Source organism: Neisseria brasiliensis, from assembly GCF_009671065.1.
GTDB lineage: Bacteria > Pseudomonadota > Gammaproteobacteria > Burkholderiales > Neisseriaceae > Neisseria > Neisseria brasiliensis.
Genome location: NZ_CP046027.1, coordinates 2364306 through 2384674, shown reverse-complemented (window position 1 = coordinate 2384674; position 20369 = coordinate 2364306). Strand labels below are relative to the sequence as shown.

21 protein-coding genes and 2 tRNA genes are annotated in these 20369 nt (G+C 47.1%); 7 read left to right on the top strand and 16 right to left on the bottom strand.

Annotation, left to right across the window (positions count from 1 at the left end; all coding sequences use genetic code 11):
* Positions 1-53: 53 nt before the first annotated feature.
* From panB to GJV52_RS11915, 3 genes are all read right to left on the bottom strand, one after another.
* Complete coding sequence (panB, locus tag GJV52_RS11925) at positions 54-845, bottom strand: 3-methyl-2-oxobutanoate hydroxymethyltransferase (RefSeq protein ID WP_100563774.1); 792 nt, start codon at positions 843-845, stop codon at positions 54-56.
* Positions 846-979: 134 nt separating this feature from the next.
* Positions 980-1055, bottom strand: a tRNA-Thr gene (locus tag GJV52_RS11920).
* 35 nt (positions 1056-1090) lie between these two features.
* Positions 1091-1166, bottom strand: a tRNA-Thr gene (locus tag GJV52_RS11915).
* Between the two features lie 231 nt (positions 1167-1397).
* On the opposite strand from GJV52_RS11915, the gene GJV52_RS11910 reads away from it, so the two are divergent.
* Both GJV52_RS11910 and GJV52_RS11905 read left to right on the top strand, forming a co-directional pair.
* Positions 1398-2189 carry a polyamine aminopropyltransferase gene (locus tag GJV52_RS11910; RefSeq protein WP_100563772.1) on the top strand — a complete coding sequence of 264 codons (792 nt, stop codon included), beginning with the start codon at positions 1398-1400 and terminating at the stop codon, positions 2187-2189.
* 58 nt (positions 2190-2247) lie between these two features.
* The gene (locus GJV52_RS11905; protein WP_095503479.1) at positions 2248-2883 is read left to right on the top strand and encodes an alpha/beta hydrolase; all 636 of its coding nucleotides are present in this window, start codon (positions 2248-2250) and stop codon (positions 2881-2883) included.
* 226 nt (positions 2884-3109) lie between these two features.
* Here GJV52_RS11905 and GJV52_RS11900 read toward each other — a convergent pair whose 3' ends face one another.
* Positions 3110-4057 (bottom strand): GlxA family transcriptional regulator, encoded by a 948-nt coding sequence (locus GJV52_RS11900; RefSeq protein ID WP_100563770.1) that lies wholly within the window; start codon positions 4055-4057, stop codon positions 3110-3112.
* Between the two features lie 128 nt (positions 4058-4185).
* Between GJV52_RS11900 and GJV52_RS11895 the strand changes: the two genes are divergently transcribed.
* Entirely contained in the window at positions 4186-5043 is an 858-nt protein-coding gene (locus GJV52_RS11895) for an MBL fold metallo-hydrolase (protein ID WP_100563768.1), read from the top strand.
* 66 nt (positions 5044-5109) lie between these two features.
* On the opposite strand, the gene GJV52_RS11890 is transcribed toward GJV52_RS11895, so the two are convergent.
* The 8 genes from GJV52_RS11890 to GJV52_RS11855 all read right to left on the bottom strand — a co-directional run bounded on the left by GJV52_RS11890 (position 5110) and on the right by GJV52_RS11855 (position 13071).
* Positions 5110-5370, bottom strand: coding sequence for a hypothetical protein (locus GJV52_RS11890; protein ID WP_154143304.1), 261 nt, complete (start codon positions 5368-5370; stop codon positions 5110-5112).
* A gap of 15 nt (positions 5371-5385) precedes the next feature.
* Complete coding sequence (locus GJV52_RS11885) at positions 5386-5559, bottom strand: hypothetical protein (protein WP_154212907.1); 174 nt, start codon at positions 5557-5559, stop codon at positions 5386-5388.
* A 142-nt stretch (positions 5560-5701) separates the two neighbouring features.
* Complete coding sequence (gene pnp / locus GJV52_RS11880) at positions 5702-7807, bottom strand: polyribonucleotide nucleotidyltransferase (RefSeq protein ID WP_100563766.1); 2106 nt, start codon at positions 7805-7807, stop codon at positions 5702-5704.
* Positions 7808-8043: 236 nt separating this feature from the next.
* Positions 8044-8904 (bottom strand): phosphoribosylaminoimidazolesuccinocarboxamide synthase, encoded by an 861-nt coding sequence (locus GJV52_RS11875; RefSeq protein ID WP_095503562.1) that lies wholly within the window; start codon positions 8902-8904, stop codon positions 8044-8046.
* Positions 8905-9050: 146 nt separating this feature from the next.
* Entirely contained in the window at positions 9051-10010 is a 960-nt protein-coding gene (locus tag GJV52_RS11870) for a calcium-binding protein (RefSeq protein WP_229439427.1), read from the bottom strand.
* Between the two features lie 967 nt (positions 10011-10977).
* A complete protein-coding gene (locus GJV52_RS11865) occupies positions 10978-11490 on the bottom strand; it encodes a TPM domain-containing protein (RefSeq protein WP_095503563.1) in 513 nt (170 codons plus the stop codon).
* The gene (locus GJV52_RS11860; RefSeq protein WP_100563782.1) at positions 11490-12380 is read right to left on the bottom strand and encodes a TPM domain-containing protein; all 891 of its coding nucleotides are present in this window, start codon (positions 12378-12380) and stop codon (positions 11490-11492) included. Before GJV52_RS11860 ends, GJV52_RS11865 begins: the two co-directional genes overlap by 1 nt.
* Positions 12381-12480: 100 nt before the next feature.
* Positions 12481-13071: a LemA family protein gene (locus GJV52_RS11855; protein WP_095503466.1), complete on the bottom strand. Its 591-nt coding sequence runs from the start codon at positions 13069-13071 to the stop codon at positions 12481-12483.
* Between the two features lie 195 nt (positions 13072-13266).
* On the opposite strand from GJV52_RS11855, the gene rfbD reads away from it, so the two are divergent.
* Positions 13267-14157, top strand: coding sequence for a dTDP-4-dehydrorhamnose reductase (gene rfbD, locus GJV52_RS11850; RefSeq protein WP_229436973.1), 891 nt, complete (start codon positions 13267-13269; stop codon positions 14155-14157).
* Between the two features lie 438 nt (positions 14158-14595).
* Here the strand turns inward: rfbD and GJV52_RS11845 are convergent, their stop codons facing one another.
* The 3 genes from GJV52_RS11845 to brnQ form a co-directional block, all read right to left on the bottom strand.
* On the bottom strand, positions 14596-14835 hold the full coding sequence (locus GJV52_RS11845) for a glutaredoxin family protein (RefSeq protein ID WP_095503463.1): 240 nt from the start codon (positions 14833-14835) through the stop codon (positions 14596-14598).
* A gap of 27 nt (positions 14836-14862) precedes the next feature.
* On the bottom strand, positions 14863-15828 hold the full coding sequence (locus GJV52_RS11840) for an AEC family transporter (protein ID WP_195690045.1): 966 nt from the start codon (positions 15826-15828) through the stop codon (positions 14863-14865).
* Between the two features lie 247 nt (positions 15829-16075).
* Complete coding sequence (gene brnQ, locus GJV52_RS11835; RefSeq protein WP_095503461.1) at positions 16076-17401, bottom strand: branched-chain amino acid transport system II carrier protein; 1326 nt, start codon at positions 17399-17401, stop codon at positions 16076-16078.
* A 391-nt stretch (positions 17402-17792) separates the two neighbouring features.
* Here brnQ and GJV52_RS11830 point away from each other — a divergent pair, with 391 nt between their 5' ends.
* Entirely contained in the window at positions 17793-18752 is a 960-nt protein-coding gene (locus GJV52_RS11830) for an IS30 family transposase (RefSeq protein ID WP_154143172.1), read from the top strand.
* Between the two features lie 45 nt (positions 18753-18797).
* On the opposite strand, the gene GJV52_RS11825 is transcribed toward GJV52_RS11830, so the two are convergent.
* Positions 18798-19019, bottom strand: a complete 222-nt coding sequence (locus tag GJV52_RS11825; RefSeq protein WP_095501781.1) for a YdcH family protein — start codon at positions 19017-19019, stop codon at positions 18798-18800.
* Positions 19020-19259: 240 nt separating this feature from the next.
* On the opposite strand from GJV52_RS11825, the gene GJV52_RS11820 reads away from it, so the two are divergent.
* Positions 19260-20003: a nitroreductase family protein gene (locus tag GJV52_RS11820; RefSeq protein WP_095501782.1), complete on the top strand. Its 744-nt coding sequence runs from the start codon at positions 19260-19262 to the stop codon at positions 20001-20003.
* Positions 19996-20355 (top strand): hypothetical protein, encoded by a 360-nt coding sequence (locus GJV52_RS11815; protein ID WP_100564141.1) that lies wholly within the window; start codon positions 19996-19998, stop codon positions 20353-20355. The genes GJV52_RS11820 and GJV52_RS11815 overlap by 8 nt, the downstream gene beginning before the upstream one ends.
* The last annotated feature ends 14 nt before the right edge of the window (positions 20356-20369 follow it).

The window sequence follows — 20369 nt, the reverse complement described above, 5'->3', positions numbered from 1 at the left end:
CCGTCTGAAAACCTGTTATTTTTCAGACGGCATGTTGATTGTTTATTTGCTCATTAATCAGCAAAAGTATGCTCAGGTGCTGGGAAAGTTTGTGCTTTTACTTCATCGACGTAAGCTTTCACCGCCGCTTGCACGCTGTCTTTGCCCTGCATAAAGTTTTTTACAAACTTGGCGGTTTTGCCCGGGAACACACCCAGCATATCGTGCATTACCAAAACCTGACCATCGCAATCCACACCCGCGCCAATGCCGATGGTCGGGCAAGCCACGCTTTCAGTCACTTGCTTGGCCAATTGCGCCGGCACACACTCCATCAACACAATCGCGGCACCTGCTTCATCATGTGCTTTGGCATCGTTTAACAAAGCCTGCGCTTTGTCGCCGCGCCCCTGCACTTTATAGCCGCCAAATGCAAACACCGATTGCGGTGTCAAACCGATGTGCGCACACACAGGAATGCCGCGCATTTGCAGAAATTCAGTAGTTTCTGCCATCCATACGCCACCTTCCAGCTTTACCATATGCGCACCGGCTGCCATCAACTCTGCCGCCGCTGCAAAAGCTTGTTCTTTACTTTGCTGATACGCACCAAAAGGCAAGTCGCTCACAATCATGGCGTTTTTCGTGCCGCGTGCCACGGCTTCGGTGTGGTAACACATATCGCGCAAACTTACCGGCAGCGTGGAAGTGCGCCCTTGTACGGTCATGCCCAAAGAATCCCCCACCAGTAAAACATCCACGCCCGCTTCGTCCATCAACGCAGCAAAGCTTGCTTCATAAGCAGTGAGCATGGCGATTTTATTGCCTTCGGCTTTCATTTTTTGCAGTGTGTTCACAGTAATCATGTCGTCTGGTTTTCCCGTCTTGTTCAGACGGCCTTATGTAGATTAAAACGAGGCCATTATAAGGCTTTCGTGTTAAATATGTGTCAAGAAATAAAAAAACAGCTTAACCACATTCATGATTAAGCTGTTTTATTTGGTGCCGGCACCAAGAGTCGAACTCGGGACCCCCTGATTACAAGTCAGGTGCTCTACCAACTGAGCTATACCGGCTTAACTGGCTGCATAAAAGCAATACAGTTTTAAACTGGTGCCGGCACCAAGAGTCGAACTCGGGACCCCCTGATTACAAGTCAGGTGCTCTACCAACTGAGCTATACCGGCTAAGAAAGTCAGCATTATGCCTTTAACCCTTGCCATTGACAAGGGCTTTGCTGCGAAAAAAATCTGCTATCGCACAAAATATTTGATTTTAAATTAAATATACTTTTTTTCATTTCAAGCAAATGACATGATAAAAATCTATATGGTCAATCATTCTGCAATAGGCCGTCTGAAAAAGAACACAAAATCTGTTAAAATAACCGACTTTCCCAATATTTCACGACTCTGCTCATGGCCCAACACCCTTACCGTCGCTTGCGTGCGCCGCAAGCGCATTTGCCCGAAGTCGGCATTTCTGAAGAAGGCAATATCCGCTCACTACATTTGGGCAGCTCGACGATTCAAAGCTCCATGAACCTCGACCACCCTGCCGAATTGGTGTTGTCATACAGCCGCGCCATGATGGGCTGGCTGTTGTTTACCGAAAACACGCCGCGCCACATTACCCAAATCGGTTTGGGCGGCGGCTCGTTTGCCCGCTGGATTGATGCCTACCTGCCCGATACCAAGCAAACTGCCGTCGACATCAATCCGCAAGTGATTGCCGTGGCACGCAGTTTGTTTGAATTACCGTTTGAAGGTGAAAAATTTGAAATCGTGGAAGCCGATGGTGCGGAATATATTAAGGTGTTCCGCCACAATACCGATGTGATTTTGGTCGACGGTTTCGACGGCGAGCAGATTATTGATGATTTGGTGAGCGAACCGTTTTTTGAAAATTGCCGCCAAGCACTCTCGCCCGACGGTGTGTTTGTGACCAACTGGTGGAGCGGCGACAAGCGTTATCAGCGTTTTGTCGAGCGTTTATTAAAAGTTTTTGACGGCCGCGTGTTGGAATTGCCGGCAGAAAGTCATGGCAACATGGCGGTGATGGCGTTTCAGAGCAGCCCGAAAGAGCAAAATCTCGACAATCTGAAAAAACGCGCCGACAAGCTTAGCGACTTATACGATTTGAATTTCAAACGTATGCTGGCCGATTTAAAAGCCTATAATCAAAACAACGGTAAACATTTTTATTTATAGCATAAAGGCCGTCTGAACATTTTCAGACGGCCTCACACTCAATCAAAAGGAAATCATGATGTTGAAACCCGAGGTCATCGCCATTCAAGGTCCGGTCGGCGCACTCGAAACCATTTACCTACCCGCCCAAGGCACCGCGCGCGGCGTGGCCGTGGTGAATCACCCCAACCCGCTACAAGGCGGCACCAACACCAATAAAGTGATTCAAACCGCCGCCAAAGCCCTGACCCAGCTTGGTTTTCACTGCTACCTTCCCAACCTGCGCGGTGTGGGCAACAGCGGCGGCGAACACGATTACGGCAAAGGCGAAACCGAAGATTGTATTTGCGTTATCGACTATGCCCGCGCGCAACATCCAGAATTGGAACAATTTGTATTGGCCGGTTTCTCATTCGGCGGCTATGTCGCCAACTTCGCCGCCCAAGAGCGCGAACCGGATATGCTGTTGCTGATGGGCGCTGCCCTGCGCCACTACCCCGACCGCCCCGAACCTGAAGCGGCACCTAACCCGAATAAAACCTTAATCATTCACGGCGCAGAAGATGAAGTGGTCGAGATTGAAAAAGTTTTGGCATGGGCGGAACCGCAAGATATTCCGGTGATTGCCATTGCCGGCTCTACCCACTTTTTCCACGGCAAACTGATTGTGTTGCGCGATACCATCAGCCGCTTTGCACCGATGATTTTGGGTTAAATTACTATGATAAACAGGCTGAGTCCTTTGCAAAACCTCATTAATCATTAGTAAAAACCAAAACAGCCGTCATTCCCGCGTAGGCGGGAATCCATCTCAAAATTTCAGAAACTTAATTTATTCAATAGCTTGCTATGTTGAAAAATGGATTCCCGCCTACGCGGGAATGACGTCGGTTCTTTGTGCAATGGTTTTTCAAGGTGTTTTGCAAAGGTCTCGGCCTGTTTTAATTCATCCCCTCATCACGAAACATCTTGCGCCAAGCATGCGGATTCACTTGATAATACTTGAAAAACTGCTGCCGGAACGACACCGCATTTTGAAAGCCGGTTTTCTCGGCAATCTGCTCAACGCTGAAACCTGAATTTTCCAATAAATCCAAGCTGCGTTGCAGGCGCTCTTTGTGCAGCCATTCGAGAAAGGTCATGCCGGTGGCTTTTTTGAAATGACGGGTAAAGGTGCTGTGACTCATGAAAACGCGTTCGGCCACTTCATCAATATTTTGTGGCTCGTGTAAATGGTCGCGCAAATAATCCAACAGCGCGTTGATTTGCGTGTCTTTCGTTGATTGCGCCAATGGCCGCTCGATAAACTGCGCCTGTCCGCCCTCGCGATGCGGCGGTACCACCAGTAAACGCGCGGTTTTGTTGGCAGTTTTGGCACCATAAAACTTGCGGATAATGTGCAGGCAGCAATCCAAAGCAGCGGCAGTTCCGGCAGAAGTAATGATGTTGCCGTCTTCCACATAAATTGAATTCACATCTAATTTCACTTTAGGAAAACGACGGCTGAAATCGGCCTCACCCTTCCAATGCGTTGCCGCTTTTTTGCCGTCGAGCAAACCGGCATACGCCAAGGCATACGCGCCGTAACACAGGCCGACAGTATACGCGCCGCGCTGATAGGCCGTCTGAAGCGCGCTGATTAATTCGGGCACAGGCTGCGTTTGTTCATCTTTCCAACCCGGCACCACCACAATATCGCATTGCGCCATCAAGCCCAAACCGCCATCAATCGACGGCTGCATAATCTGATTGTGCAACGGTTTGCCTGTGCGCGTAACAATTTTCACCTCAAACAAACCGTCTTCCGCCGCATCTTGAAACGCCATATACGGCACGGAAAAATGAAACGGGCTCACTTCGGGATAAAGCAACAAGGCGATTTTCAGCATAATGTGATTCTTTGATTAAGATTGACCCGATTGTTATGTTTTTTGAACTGAATGTCAATTTTCAGACGGCCTTATGCTGCGTACAATGCGTTTCATCGATTCAATCATCACGTTTAAGGAAGAAAATCATGAAACCGAATACCCTGTTTACCGCCGTATTGGCTGCTTCCGCTCTGTTTGCTGCTGCGCCTGCCATAGCCGAAGTGAGCTATCAGCATATCCGCAACGCTACCGCCAAAATCAATTACGGCGGCACCACTTTTTTGGTTGACCCGTATCTTGCGCCTAAAGGTGCGTATGCCGGTTTTGCAGGCACGGTAAACAGCCAATTGCGTCATCCTTTGAGTGCCTTGCCGCAATCCATCGCCGACATCATCAAAGGCGTGGATGCGATTGTTGTCACCCACACTCATGACGACCACTGGGACGAAGCGGCGCAAAAAATGCTGCCGAAAGATTTACCGGTGTTCGTGCAAAACGCCAACGATGCCAAAATCATCCGCAGCCAAAGCTTTAAAGATGTGCGTGTCGTCGGTCAAAACACCGAGTTTAAAAATGTGCGCTTGAGCAAAACCGGCGGTCAACACGGCAGCGATGAAATGTATGTCAACCCACAATTAGCAGAAATGCTGGGGGATGCGATGGGTGTTGTGTTCCAAGCGCAAGGCGAGAAAAGCCTGTATGTGATCGGCGATACTTTGTGGAACTACCATGTTGATCATGCTTTGGCGCAATACAAACCTGAAATCATCGTGATGAACACCGGCCTTGCGCGTATGCCGCAATTTAAAGAAGGCATCATCATGGGCACTGAAGATGTGGGCAAAGCCTACCGCGTCGCACCGAATGCAGACATCATCACCGTGCATATGGATGCGGTAAACCATGCTACCATCAGCAGCGATGATATGCGCAAATATGTGAAAGCCAACCGCTTAGGTTCACGTGTGCATGTGCCGAGCAATGGCCAAGTGTTGAAATTTTAAACAACTATAAATAAACAGGCCGTCTGAAACAATTAGGTTTCAGACGGCCTGTTGTCATTTCACGATTTAAATCCGCATAGCGCTAATGCGTTGGAACATATAAGTATTTTCGCGATTAGATACCGGAATCACGCCGATAAAGGTTGCGCCTTTAACCTTTTTGAATTGCTGGATTTGCGCGTCAGTAATTTGCGAAGCCAACACGCGTGTGCGGAAAATGCGGCCATTGGCATCATGGAAATTCAAGGCCACATATTCTCGGCCATTGACTGTGCGGCGATCGGTTTCGACTTTGCGAATATCGTTCACCACCATTTGATTATTCAAACCACGAATTTGCTCTTACAATGCAGTTTGCAGCGGCTGCTTAAGACCGTCCCAGCTTTTATCGGTCGTGATGGTCACATTCGGATCGTTGGTGTAATGCGTTGTGGTCGAATCGGAAACAGCACACGCACTCAGCGCCGATACGGCGGCTACTGCGGTAATGGTTTTGATAAATAAGGTTTTCATCATCTTCCTTTCTTTCCATGTGGGCAATATGGTTTCAGACGGCCTTTAAAGCGACCATACCATATCATGCCGTCTGAAAAATATCCGTCATAAAAAACGGCTTGATTCATGTTAACACGAATCAAGCCGTTTGCACTAATATGGATTATTCAGCGGCAGGCGCTTCCAACAATGCTTTCATCGACAAACGCACGCGGCCGCGGTCGTCCACTTCCAAGGCCTTCACTTTTACTGTTTGACCAACTTGCAAGTAGTCGCTTACGTTTTTCACGCGCTCATGGGCGATTTGGCTGATGTGTACCAAGCCATCTTTGCCCGGCATCACAGACACAATCGCGCCGACGTTGTTGTCCAAGATTTTCACCACAGTGCCTTCGTACACTTTACCCACTTCCACTTCGGCAGTAATCTGCTCGATGCGGGCTCTGGCGGCATCACCGGCTTCTTGCGTGGTCGCTGCGATGGTGATGGTGCCGTCCTCGGCGATGTTGATTTCAGTGCCGGTTTCGGCAGTCAATGCGCGGATGGTTTCGCCACCTTTGCCAATCACATCACGGATTTTATCTTGGTTGATTTTCATGGTGAACAAGCGTGGAGCGTGTGCCGACAATTCTTGTGGACCGGCCACGGCTTCCTGCATTTGCGCCAAGATGTGCAAACGTGCTTCTTTGGCTTGAGCCAAGGCGATTTGCATGATTTCTTTGGTGATGCCTTGGATTTTGATGTCCATTTGCAGCGCGGTCACGCCTTCGGTGGTACCGGCTACTTTAAAGTCCATATCGCCTAAGTGGTCTTCGTCGCCCAAGATGTCGGTCAACACGGCAAATTTGTTGTTGTCCAAAATCAAGCCCATGGCAATACCGGCCACGTGTGCTTTCAAAGGCACACCGGCAGACAACAGGCTCAAACAGCCGCCACATACGGAAGCCATTGAAGACGAACCATTTGATTCAGTGATTTCAGATACCACGCGCATGGTGTAGCTGAAATCTTCCGGCTCAGGCAATACCGCCAACAAAGCGCGTTTAGCCAAACGGCCGTGACCGATTTCGCGGCGTTTCGGCGCACCAACGCGACCAACTTCACCAGTAGAATACGGCGGGAAGTTGTAATGCAGCATGAAGCGGTCGGTGTATTCACCGCTCAAAGCATCAATGATTTGCTCGTCGCGTGAAGTGCCCAAAGTGGCCACAGCCAAGGCTTGGGTTTCACCACGGGTAAACAAAGCCGAACCGTGGGTGCGCGGCAATACGCCGGTTTGAATGTTCAGCGGACGCACGGTGCGGGTGTCGCGGCCGTCGATACGCGGTTGGCCGTCCAAAATTTGACTGCGCACAACATCGGCTTCCAAGTGTTTGAAAATGCCTTTGATTTCGTTGGCAGACAGAGTGTCGGTTTCTTCGGTAATCAGAGCATCTTTAACGGCTGCCCAAGCTTCGTCCAGTTTGGCTGAACGCGCTTGTTTAGAGCGGATTTTGAACGCTTCGCCAATGGCATTGCCAGCAATTTCGCGCACTTTAGCCACCAATTCTTCATTGGTTTCCGGCGCTTTCCAATCCCATACTTCTGGGTTAACCGCATCGGCAAATTCGTTGATGGCTTGAATCGCCACTTGCATTTGATCGTGGCCGTAAACCACTGCGCCCAACATCACGTCTTCAGGCAGGATGTCGGCTTCAGATTCCACCATCAACACGGCTTTTTCAGTACCGGCAACCACCAAATCCAATTGAGATTCAGCCAGTTGTGCTTTGGTTGGGTTCAATACGTATGCGCCGTTCACATAGCCTACGCGCGCCGCGCCAATCGGGCCGGCAAACGGTACGCCGCTCAATACCAAGGCGGCAGACGCGCCCAACATGGCAGGGATATCAGAATCGATTTCAGGGTCAACCGATACCACCATCGCCACGATTTGAATGTCGTGGTAGAAGCCTTCCGGGAACAGCGGGCGAATCGGACGGTCGATCAGACGGCTGGTCAAAATTTCTTTTTCGCTTTGCTTACCTTCGCGCTTGAAGAAGCCGCCCGGGATTTTACCGGCAGCATAAGTACGCTCTAAGTAATCCACGGTCAACGGGAAGAAGTCTTGACCTTCTTTCACGTCTTTATTTGTGGTGACGGCAACCAATACCACGGTGTCGCCCATCGATACTTTAACGGCCGCAGCGGCTTGGCGTGCGATTTCGCCGGTTTCCAAAGTGACGGTTTGATCGCCGTATTGGAAGGTTTTGATGTGTTTATTGAACATGTTTGTCCTTTCAATGTTGCCGCACCGCTAAAACACTAATGATGCACACTAAAGCGTGAATGTGCATGGTTAGGGTTTCAGGCTGATGCAGCGGGTTGATTAATATTCAGACGGCCTCTTATGACCATCCAACCTGTAATTATAACGGCAAACTGCCGCTAAATCCATATGGTGATTTTATTCAAATGTCAAAGGCCGTCTGAAAGAGTATTCCTTTCAGACAGCCTCATTACATCTTAACGTGTCAACAAATTCAACGCTTCTTGATATTTTTCCACGGTTTTTTCAATCACTTCCACCGGCACTTTCGGTGCTGGGGCTTGTTTGTCCCAACCACTTTGCTCCAACCAATCGCGCACAAACTGTTTATCAAACGAAGGCGGATTTGTGCCGACTTGGTATTGATCGGCCGGCCAAAAACGGCTTGAATCAGGCGTGAGCACTTCGTCCATCAAGGTTAAGGTGCCGTTTTCATCCAAGCCGAATTCAAACTTGGTATCGCAAATAATGATGCCGCGTGACTTGGCGTATTCGGCCGCTTCGGTATAGAGCTGAATCGCTTTCTCACGCACTTCGGCTGCCAATTTTTTACCAATAATTTGTTCGCATTGCTCAAAGCTAATGTTTTCATCATGGTCGCCCACTTCGGCTTTAGTTGACGGAGTAAAAATCACTTCCGGCAACTGCTGCGCTTCCTGCATGCCCTCGGGTAATTTAATGCCGCAAACAGTACCGGTTTTCTGATAGTCTTTCCAACCGCTGCCGGCCAAATAACCGCGCACAATCGCTTCAACCTTCACCGGCGTAAGTTTTTTCGCCACAACGGCGCGCTTTTCCAATGCTTTTGCTTCGTTTTCCGGTAAAACATCGTACACGGTATCGCCGGTGAAATGGTTCGGCATAATATGCGCCAGTTTTTGAAACCAGAAATTGGAAATCTGCGTCAGGATTTCGCCTTTGGTGGGAATCGGGTCGTCCAAAATCACGTCAAAAGCCGACAAACGGTCAGAAGCGACCATCAGCATGCGTTTGTCGTCGATTTCATATAAGTCACGTACTTTGCCCGAATAAATATTTTTCAAACTGATTGCCGCCATGTCGAGAGTCTTTCCAGTCAGGATTCAAAAGTGTTATTTTAGCCGAATTTCTGAAGACAAGGCAGTCTGTCATCAAATAAAAAAAGCCGTCTGAAAGACAAAAGTCTTTCAGACGGCCTGATTCAAGCGTAATCGGCTAAACCATATTAAGCAATCGCTGCTTGGGTTTGCTCTTGGATTTGCTCCAAAGCCAAGGCGCCGGTGCTGTAACCGCCAACTTGGTAAGAAGTACCATCAGAGAATTTGAAGGTTTCGATTTGGTTGTCAGAACCAACAAACCAATCGCCTACCAAGATGCTGTCGCTGCTGTTGGCAAAGGTAATGCTCAAGTCATCACCTTCTTGGCACAAGATTACGTCTTCTAAGCAGAAGCCTTCACCAAATACCAAGGTACCGTCGCCACCATTATCTTCGATGATGTCGTAGCCGTAGCCTTTATCGAAGAAGTAAGTGTCGTTGCCCAAGCCGCCGATCAATACGTCGTCGCCTAAGCCGCCGTCCAAGTAATCGTTGCCATCTTTGCCAACTAAGCAATCATCACCGTCCATACCGAACAGTTTGTTGTTGCCTGAGTTGCCGTTGATGGTGTTGTTCAACTCGTTGCCGGTGCCGTTGATGTCACCATCACCTTGCAGGTACAGGTCTTCAACGTTCTTAGGCAAGGTGTAGTCAATTTCACTGCGTACAGCGTCATGACCTGAAGCAAGGTTACCATCTTCAATAACTTCATCACCTACATTATCGACATAGTAAGCATCGCCGCCATCGCCGCCGCGCATAATATCAGCACCAGTACCACCATTCAGGTAGTCGTTACCCGTACCACCATTCAAGTAATCTTTACCGGCTTCGCCATACAGGCTATCACCATCGTTATCACCTTTGATGGTATCGTTACCTGGGCCACCGTAAATCACATCAGTACCATCTTTACCATAAATGACATCTTCACCATCGGTACCATAGATAGTGTCTTTAACTGCAGTACCTTCAGTATGGCTTGCACCATCTTCAGGTTTCACCACATTAATGACATTATCCGGATTGGTATCTTTGCCACCAAATGTGTTTTCTTGGTTTTGATCGTCTACACAGTCTTCGCACACTTCTTCTTGCTCTGGTGCAGGAATTGGGGCAGGTTGTTGTTCAGGTTTCTGCTCTGGTTTTTGTTCTGGAACAGGCTCAGGTTTTGGTTCTGGTTTTGGTTCTGGTTTTGGTTCTGGTTTTGGTTCTGGTTTTGGAACAATTGGTTTGATTGGGGTGCAATCGTAAGTGTAGGTATAGCACACCACTTTATATGTAGGCTAAACTGGTGCGCAGAACAATGAAAGCAATGAAGAAGATTTAATAGAATAAGAAGGGGCGCAATAGTTGTTGTAGCTCACTTTGTAAGAAGTAGTCGGTGAGCAGTAGTTATTGATGCTGTATGATTTAGCTGGGGCACAGTAGCTGTAACTGGCCGAAGAAAAACCGCCGTAATAATAAGTCATGTTGTATCACTCCCAAAAATATAAAAAAAATGCTGACTTTAGCCTAGAGCAATCAAGCTATTTAGTAAGCAATGTCATTCTAGTGATATTTTTATTTACATTTATTATGACTAGGCAAACGGTATAAATAAATGACAAAAGGGACTTAAAATACTAAAATAATATTTACTTTATTTACTAATATTAATATTTCTGCAATTTTTTCTAACGAATATACCTCAGCAAATAATTCATCTAAATAAATTTTAAGCATATGTATTTATTTATGATTTATAAAATAACTAAATAGAAAAATTACTTTATCATATATAATATCGAATTAAAAATTCAATTTGAATATTTATACTGTATGGATATATTTTTTTAGCAATTCCACCGCAATTATTATTATGCAAATCAAATATGATTAATAGATATATTTATATTTAACTATATTATTTCATGATGTAATTTATTTTTCTATAAAATTTTAGCTTGTATTGAATATTCAACAATTTGTTTTTTCATTTTTACAACACTAAAAAGGCCATCTGAAACCAATTACCCTTTGGTTTTCAGACGGCCTTTCAATTGAATATATTCATTACACCATCATGACATCATTATCCAAGTCATCACGATAAATCGTATTGAGTTCGCGCGGATAAAATTCGGTCAATACATGGCTGACGCCCTGTAAACCGTTTTCCAAACCTTGAATATATTCCTCTTTGCGGAAAGATTCCCGAATCAAATCGCAAATTGCCTGCCATTTTTCTTGCGGCACTTTGCGGCTGACACCACGGTCGGCCACAATTTCCACCACATGATCGGCAAAGGAAACATACACCAGCACACCGCTGTTGTGTTCGGTATCCCATACACCCAACTGGCCGAACCATTGCAGCGCACGGGTATGCGGGTCAACATTTGCCAATATTTCACTGTTGGCATAACGCGATTCGACCACAAAGCGGATTTGGCCGGCATGTTTTTGCTCTGAAAAACCGATTTCACGGCTGATGCGTTCTAAATCCGCAGTCGGAAAAAATTTCTCGACACGCCAGCGTGGGTATTTCCAGTGTTGCCATAAACGTTTAAATCTATTTTGTTCCATTACCAGCTCCCTGAAGCGCCACCGCCACCAAAACCACCGCCACCGCCACCGAAGCCGCCTCCTCCGAAGTCACCGCCGCCGTTTCTCCAGCCGCCGCGTGGGCTACTGCCGCCAAAGCCGCCGCCGAAACCACCTCCGCCGCCGGAAATAAAGGCGCTCGAACCCAATAAGAACGTAAACAAGGTTCCGCCGATGGCCGCAATGATGCCAATCCACAATGCCCAGCCGAACATGGCTGTTAAACCAAACATCACACCGCCGGTAATCAGACTGCCTAAAATACGGCCGAAAATGGATTTCAAGAAACTGCCGGCCACCAATGGCACAAACAGCAACATCATCCATGCATCTTCACCTGCCGGCTCGGCATATTCACTGGTCGCCGCTTCTGGCAAACCCTCGCCGGCAATCAGCCGTTCGATTTGCCCGACTGCTTGATAAATCGCAGCATCAGTTTGGCCTTGCTGCAAATACGGTCGCATCACATCATCTAAAATACGCTTGGCGTACACATCAGGAATTGCGCCCTCCAAGCCGCGGCCGACGGCCAAATGCGTTTTGCGCTCATCACGCACCAGCAGCAGCAAGACACCATCGTTGATGTCTTTGCGACCCGGTTGCCATGTTTCCATCACGCGCAAGGCATAATCAAACGGGCTTTCCGGTGAAATCGCCGGCACGGTCAACACCACAATCTGGCTGCCTTTTTCTTTGCTGTATTGTGTCAAATGCGTATTCAGCTCGACTCGCGCTTCAGCACTCATCATCTGCGCACTGTCCATCACCGGCGCCGTGAGCGGCGGAATGGCGGTTAATTCGGCAGCAAACAGCAAAAAACTGCTCAGCAGCATGGCCAGCGCAAGACCTGTTTCATGAATCACAGATTGCATAGCTTTGCCTTTCCGGATTTTAATGGTCATAAACCATTTTATCCATGACTTCAGACGGCCTGTTCACCATAAATGAACAGGCCGTCTGAAAAGTTAATGCTTAAAACTGCACGGCAGGCGCATTCGAAATCGCACCTTCATTCTCTACGCTAAAGTTCGCACGCGGCTGCATACCGAAAATTTTTGCGGTAATGTTTTGCGGGAACTGGCGCAAAGTGGTGTTATAAGTTTGCACCGCTTTGATGTAGCTGTTGCGCGCGATGGAAATACGGTTTTCCGTGCCTTCCAATTGCGCCTGCAAATCGCGGAAATTTTGGTCGGCTTTCAATTGCGGATAGTTTTCCGACACCACCAATAAGCGCGACAACGCACCACTCAATTCACCCTGCGCTTGTTGGAATTGCTTCAATTTTTCAGGATTGCTGGCATCTTCAGCGCTCAACTGCATGCTGCCCACTTTGCTGCGCGCTTCGGTGACTTTGGTAAACACTTCTTCTTCATGAGTCGCATAACCTTTTACCGTATTCACCAGATTCGGAATCAAATCCGCGCGGCGTTGATATTGGTTCAACACTTCCGACCAAGCCGCATTGGCTGCTTCGTCTTGCGTTTGCATGGTATTGTAACCGCAACCGCTCAAGCTGAACATTGATGTCATCACGGCCAAAACGGCCAACCATTTTTTAAACATTGCACTCTCCATCACATAATGTGTCAAAAAATTTTCCATCACGCCATCATTTTTGATGGCCGTCTGAAAACTTGTTTTCGAGTATAACCTAAAAATTATTTTTTGATTAAAAAAATAAATAAGAAAATAAATTTCCGGATAATCGATTAGGCAAATTTGCTCTATAATACGACTAATTACAGCCTACTACTTTATTTGTTCCGACAGCAAGGAGAAGCCCATATGCGAATTTTACTGACCGGCTCGAAAGGCCAATTAGCCCATTGTCTACGCGACCGCTTACCTGAAAGCTGGGAATTGATTGCCACGGATTCAAGCTCTTTGAATATTACCGATGCCGAAGCTGTGAACAACATGGTGCAAAATTTCCAACCCGATGTTGTGGTCAATGCCGCTGCTTATACTGCTGTCGATAAAGCCGAAACCGATGTCAGTAATGCCTTTGCCGTCAACGCCCAAGCCGTGCATCATTTGGCCGCTGCCGCGCAAAAAATTCACGCGCGCTTTATTCATGTTTCCACCGATTACGTATTTGACGGCAATGCCAAAAGCCCGTATCGCACAACCGACTCAACCAACCCGCAAAGCGTTTACGGCAAGAGTAAACTCGCGGGTGAACTGTTGGCCTTGGCTGCACACCCCGAAGCAGTGATTATCCGCTCGTCTTGGTTATTCAGCGAATACGGCAACAACTTTGTCAAAACCATGCTGCGCTTGGCCGACGAGCGCGACAGCTTATCTGTCGTCAACGATCAAACCGGCAACCCGACTTATGCCGGTGACTTGGCCGCTGCCATTGTCAGCATCATTGGCGAACCGGAAATGCATCGCGGCATTTACCACTATTGCGGCAACAAATCAGTGAGCTGGTACGAATTTGCTGATGCCGTATTCCAAACTGCAGCCAAGCATATTAATGGCTTCAAAATGCCTGAGCTCAAAGGCATCCCAAGCAGTGAATACCCTGTTCCCGCGCCGCGTCCGACATACAGCGTGATGGACAATCATAAAATTGAACGTGATTTCAAGGTAAAAGCGTCCGACTGGCAAAAAGCCTTAAACGACATCATGGGTAAATTAAACTAAGCAAACCCATCAACAATCAAGTAAGGCCGTCTGAAACTAATTTAATCATTTCAGACGGCCTTTTTATTTGACGTCAAAATCTTGTCATTATTGTACGCTATGATACGCACTAACAGAAAAACACAGCAACTTTACATAATTGCTGTATTCAATTCTGTGAAAAGCGCCTATTATGCCAACATAACATCTCACGATAAATATTGCAGGTTTGATAAAAAAACATAATCTGCAAAAAGCAACAAAGTGAAAGGAAGTATCTTTATGCAACATCGTCGACGTCAGTCAATTTTCCAGGCCGCCAAACGCGCCTCTTTTAGCAACAAACCGACGACTCCTGCACAAGTGCAAAGTCGTTAAGTAAAATCAAGGTGCACCATGCTGGGTTGCACCTTTACCATTTCTACTATGCCGTCTGAAATTTCAGACGGCATAGTTATATCAAGATTGCGCTTGAAGATAGGCTTTTAATTTGTCTTCATCTAAAAACCAATGGCAGATCTCATGCTCGCCATGCAGCAACACCGGCACTAATTCATTGTATTTTTCTTCTAAAAGCGGATCTTCATCCACATCAACCACATCCAATTCAAAACCAAATTCCTGCTGGAACGGCTGCAATTGCTCGCGCATTTTGTGGCACAAGCTGCAATACTCGCGGAACATCAACGTTAATTTCATTTATCGTTTCCTTTGTTTTATCATTATTTAATGATGCCACATCAACACCAGTGAAATCGGGATAATCGACAGCAAAGTCGCCATCAGCATTGCGCCCGATGTTTCCTTGACAAAACCATGAATGCCACCAAACAGCGCATACAGACTGGCCATTGGTGTAGTCGCAAACAACACGCCGGCAAACAACATATCCTTATCCGCGCCCATCAACCACAAGCAGGCAAACACCACCAGCGGACACAAAGCCAATTTGCCAAACGTCACCCACGCCATGTCTTTCACATTACCACGAATACTCATGCCGTAAAGATTGCCACCAATCATAAACAGAGCCAGCGGTGATGTAGCCGTGGCCAGCATGGCGGAAAGTTTGTCCATAAAGGCTGGCAATGGTAGCCAGCCAAAAGCAAAAATCAAGCCGATGGGCATGGAAATAATAATCGGATTGGTCAGCAAGCCCTTACCAATTCGGGTAAACAATGCCCAATAATTGGTCTGCCCGCCCTTAGCCAAATCCAGAAAAATAAACATTAATGGCAAAATCAGCAGGTTTTCCGTCAGCACGTTCATGGCAAAATACACGCCGGCCGCCGGACCAATCGCCATCAGAAGCAAAGGATAGCCGACAAAACCGGAATTCGACATTCCCACCGCCAAACCGTTTAACGCAGCCAATTTCGGATCCAAGCCGCGTTTTTTCGTGGCGTACCAACTGATAAAAAACAACAAACCTGAAGCCAGCGTGTAGCCGTAGAAATATTCCGGCTTAAACACATCGGCAATTGGCCGTGTAGCAATGGCGTTAAACACCATCATGGGCATACCGATTTTGATGACAAATTTGCCCAAGCCATCAAGCTGTTCACGGCTAAAAATCTGTTGCCGCATCGCACCATAGCCGATGGCAATCATCAAAAAACGGGGGCGATAATGGTAAAAATGGCGGACATAATTAATCCAAGTAGGCGGAATCAAATACTGAGACTTTTGCAAAATCCCCATCTTTGGCACATTTCTTCGTTATGCGTTGCTCGAAAGCTTGCCTATCTTTGTGATATGTCTGCGCTTTCTGCGCTGCTCTAACTTCGAACTGCACTCAAATTCGGGGTTTTGCAAAGGTCTCATACTTCTAAATAAGCGAATCGCTATTGTAAAACAGAATGCCGATAAAAAGGCCGTCTGAAAAAGATTTCGTGTATCTTTTTTCAGACGGCCTTTTTTTATTTATCCGGCAAGCAGATTAAGCTTTCTTTTTAAACACTGCATTCAGGATGCAGCCCAAAATAAAGCCAACTACTGCAGGCACTACCCAGCCCAAACCGATATCGTACAGCGGCAAAGCGTTGTTAATCGCAGCAGCTGTTTCATCACTAAAGCCGAATGCGGCTTTGTAGGCATCCAATACACCCACAATCAGGGTGAAGAAGATGGTGCAGATATACACAATACGGCCACCGCCGAACAGGTTATGCAAGAACGCCAGCAAAATAATCACCACGGTCAGCGGGTAAAGCAGCATCAACACCGGAATCGAGAAGCTGATGATACCGGCCAAACCTTTGTTGGCAAAACCCATCGATACCAAAGTGAAAATGGTCACAAATGTTTTGTAAGAAATACCCGGGCACAAGCGGTTGAAGAATTCCGCATTGGCTACGATCAAGCCGATTGCTGTACTCAAACACGCCAAGAATACAATCACGCTCAGCAAAATATTGCCGGCGTTGCCAAAATAAAATTGCGCAGTTTTCGACAACACTGCCGCACCGTTTTCCTGCATACCCAAACCGGCCACGCTGGTGGCACCCATGTAGCCAATCATCAGGTAAACCAAAGCCAAGCATGCCGCGGCAACCACACCAGCCACGGTGGTAGTGCGCAACAATTCTGCGCGGTTGTCCACGCCCATGGCGCGTACGGCATCAATCACAATGATGGCGAATACCAACGATGCCAGCGCATCCATGGTGCCGTAGCCTTCCAAAATACCTTTAGCAAACGGACGAATGGCAAAATCACCTTGTGGCGCAGTCAGCGCACCCATCGGGTTCATCGCGGCATAGCCCATCAAAATGGCAATGGTCACCAACAACGCAGGTGTCAAAATTTTACCGATACGGCCGACCAGTTTGCCCGGCGACAACGACAGCCAATAAGCCACGCCGAAAAAGAATAAACTAAACAATGCCAAAGCCAGCGTTTTGTTTTCTTCGCTGATATAAGGCACCACACCGATTTCAAACGATACCGTTGCCGTGCGCGGCGTGGCAAACAAAGGACCAATCGCCAAATACAGCGCTGAAGCAAACAAAATACCATATAAAGGGGTCACGCGTGAGGCCAATACCTGCACGTCGCGCGAGTTGGAATAACCAATCGCAATCACACCCAATAAAGGCAAACCGGCACCGGTCAGCAAAAAGCCGAGCATGGCCGAAAACCAATTTTCACCGGCCTGTTGTCCCAAAAATGCAGGGAAAATCAAATTACCGGCACCAAAAAACAAAGCAAACAGCATCAGGCCGACAGCCCAGAGCGATGCCTTTTGATTTCCTGAAGAATTCATGTGTACCACCTGTTTTTCTTATCTGTACAATCAAATATCATGCGCTATTTTGGTTTGACACCGCCACAGACATGACCAATTCAAGCTTTACTTTTATTAAGCAAAAACCAACATCAGCCGCTTGAAAACGCCGATGGGTGCGCTATAAAATGTAAAGTAGGTGTCAAGAATAGTCAAATTTTCCAAAATCAGCAACTTATTTTTAATGATTTTCAAATATTTCTCGATTAGCGGTAAACTGAAACCACACCGCTTTGCGTGGTTTAGATGAATCGTTTTTCTTCTATACAATGAAAAGGCCCTTACATTCGCCTAACAAGTGCAATTTCCAATAACAGAAAAGGCCAGTATGCGGTAGTATACTGCCTTTCCTGACAAGAAAGATTGCAATATGGCCTACACACAACTGACCTCACACCAAAGATACTACATTTCCAGACATTACCGCAACCTACCCCTAAACCAAATCGCACAGAACATCGGTTGTCATCCCGCCACCGTCAGTCGGGAAATCAGACGGCATTCCGTCAACGGCACCTACTGTTACCGAAAAGCACAACAGCAAAGCGAAGTTAAAAAGAAAAACAAAAAGCCAACCAAACTGACTACTGCCGTCAAACAGACTGTTAACAAACTGATTACCCAAAAATACAGCCCCGAACAAGTCTGCGGCTACCTGCTGAAACATCAACACATCAAACTGCACCACAGCACCCTTTACCGCTATCTCGCCAAAGACCGTCAAAACGGCGGCGACCTGTACACCCATCTGCGTATCGTTTCCAAACCCTACCGCAGAAAATACGGCAGCGGTGCATGGACAAAAGGCAGCGTACCGGACAGAACCGACATTGAACACAGACCTGCCATTGTCGATCAAAAAGAGCGGGTCGGCGATTTCGAGATGGACACCATTGTCGGTAAAGATCAAAAAAGCGGACTGGTGGTTGCTGTTGAAAGAAAAACCAAATTTGTCGTTATCCGCAAAATCAGCAATTTCAAAGCAGAAGATGTAGCCCGGGTAGTGATTCGGGCATTGAAGCCGTTTAAAGATATCATTCAAACGATTACTTTGGATAACGGTAAAGAGTTTTACCGACATAAAACCTTTGCCAAAGCCCTGGGTGCGGAAACTTACTTCTGCCGTCCATACCATTCTTGGGAAAAAGGCTTGGTGGAGAATACCAACGGGCTGATCAGACAATACTTCCCAAAGGGGACGGATTTTAGGAAACTGGGTGCTAAAAAGATTAAAGCGGTTGAGGAGGCCCTTAACCGCCGACCGAGAAAGACATTGGACTATGAGACACCGGGTGATCTGTTTTCAGCAGCCCTTGCCAATGGCATTTGAGCGTTGCACTTGAAATGCGAATGTAAGGGCCTTTTAAATCAATGCTTAAGCCTTACCGTCGGCTTTCAACAAAATTTCATACAAGCGGTCTTTCAATGCCAATTTTTCTTTTTTCAGCTCTTCAATATCATCCGCGCCAGCAGTAACCGGATTGTTTACCAAGCCAGTGATTTTGTCGTCCAATTCGTTATGCTCGTCAAACAAGCGGGCGAAGTGTGCGTCTTCTTGTTTTAATTTAGAAATCAATTCGCGATATTCTGGGAACATACTGTTTTCCTCTCTTTTTTAAATCAAAGTAAAAATAACACGGTGAAACCTGTGTTGTGTTGTCGATTTCTTGATTACATTATAGCAAAGGCAATATTTTTAGCCAGCTTTTTTGCGGTTGTAATCTGCTTTAAATCAAATATCCACCAAACATCTTCTATCAAGGGATGACCTTTCCTCTAGACGGCGTAAAAACACCGCCTTACAATCAGTAAAACACGCAACCGCAAGGACAAAACCATGAATCACGCCATCAAAACCATGAAAAACCACCGCGTATTCCGTCACTTCAAAACCGGCATCACCATGCCTCAGGAAGACGTGCAAACCATCATCGATTGTGCACGCCAAGCGGCTTCATGGATGAACGGCCAACACTACACCATCATCAACATCACCGATGAAAACTTACGCAGCCAAATCGCCGCCTTGCAACCTGCTAATCCGCAAGTTGCCACCTGCAGCACTTTTCTGATTTTCATCGCTGATTTACACCGCAGCGAATTGTGTTCGCAAGCCTATAACGGCACGTTTACCGCGGCTTCGCATTCCGATAACTTAATTACCGCCGTCACCGATGCTTCTCTGGCGGCACAAAATGCCGTTGTCGCAGCAGAAAGTCTGGGCTACGGCACTTGCTATATCGGCGGCATCCGCATGATTGCGGCGAATATTATCGAATTGTTGAATTTGCCAAAAAACACGTTCCCCCTATTCGGCCTGTGTATCGGCACGCCCGACATTGAAATGCGCGTCAAACCGCGTTTGCCGGAACACACCGTTTACGCTGAAAACCGCTATCCCGACGACCAAACGCTTTCAGACGGCCTCGAAGCCTATGAGCAAACCATGACCGAATTTGGTGAAGCGCGTGAAAAGCTGCCTTACCGCGAAAAATTTGCCCGCTATTACAGCAGCACCGAGCCGAAAAATGAGCCATTGATTTTCCAACAAGGCTGGCTGGGCGGCGGCCAACATGACTAAAATTCGTGCCGTTTTCGGTGCGAGCGGGCAATTTGTATTATTTGCTGACCGCCCTTACTGGATGCCCATCAACGATGCCGATTACGACCATGCGCCCCAATTAAGCGGCGAATTCAGCATTCACGATGAAGCCTTTTACCCGATTGACGGCAATGATGTGGCATTTGATTTGCCTGATAACGTGAAAGTTTTCAGCGAGGAAGCCCGCCGCTTGGAAGAAAGACGCTTGCAGATGTTGGCTTTGGAAGATTTGGCCAAAAACCTGAAAGCGGCGCAGGCTGAATATGATTTGGAACAACTCATTGGCAAAATCGATTTTTATTTAAAACAGGAAGATGTGTTTGATCGCTAATGTTCAGACGGCCT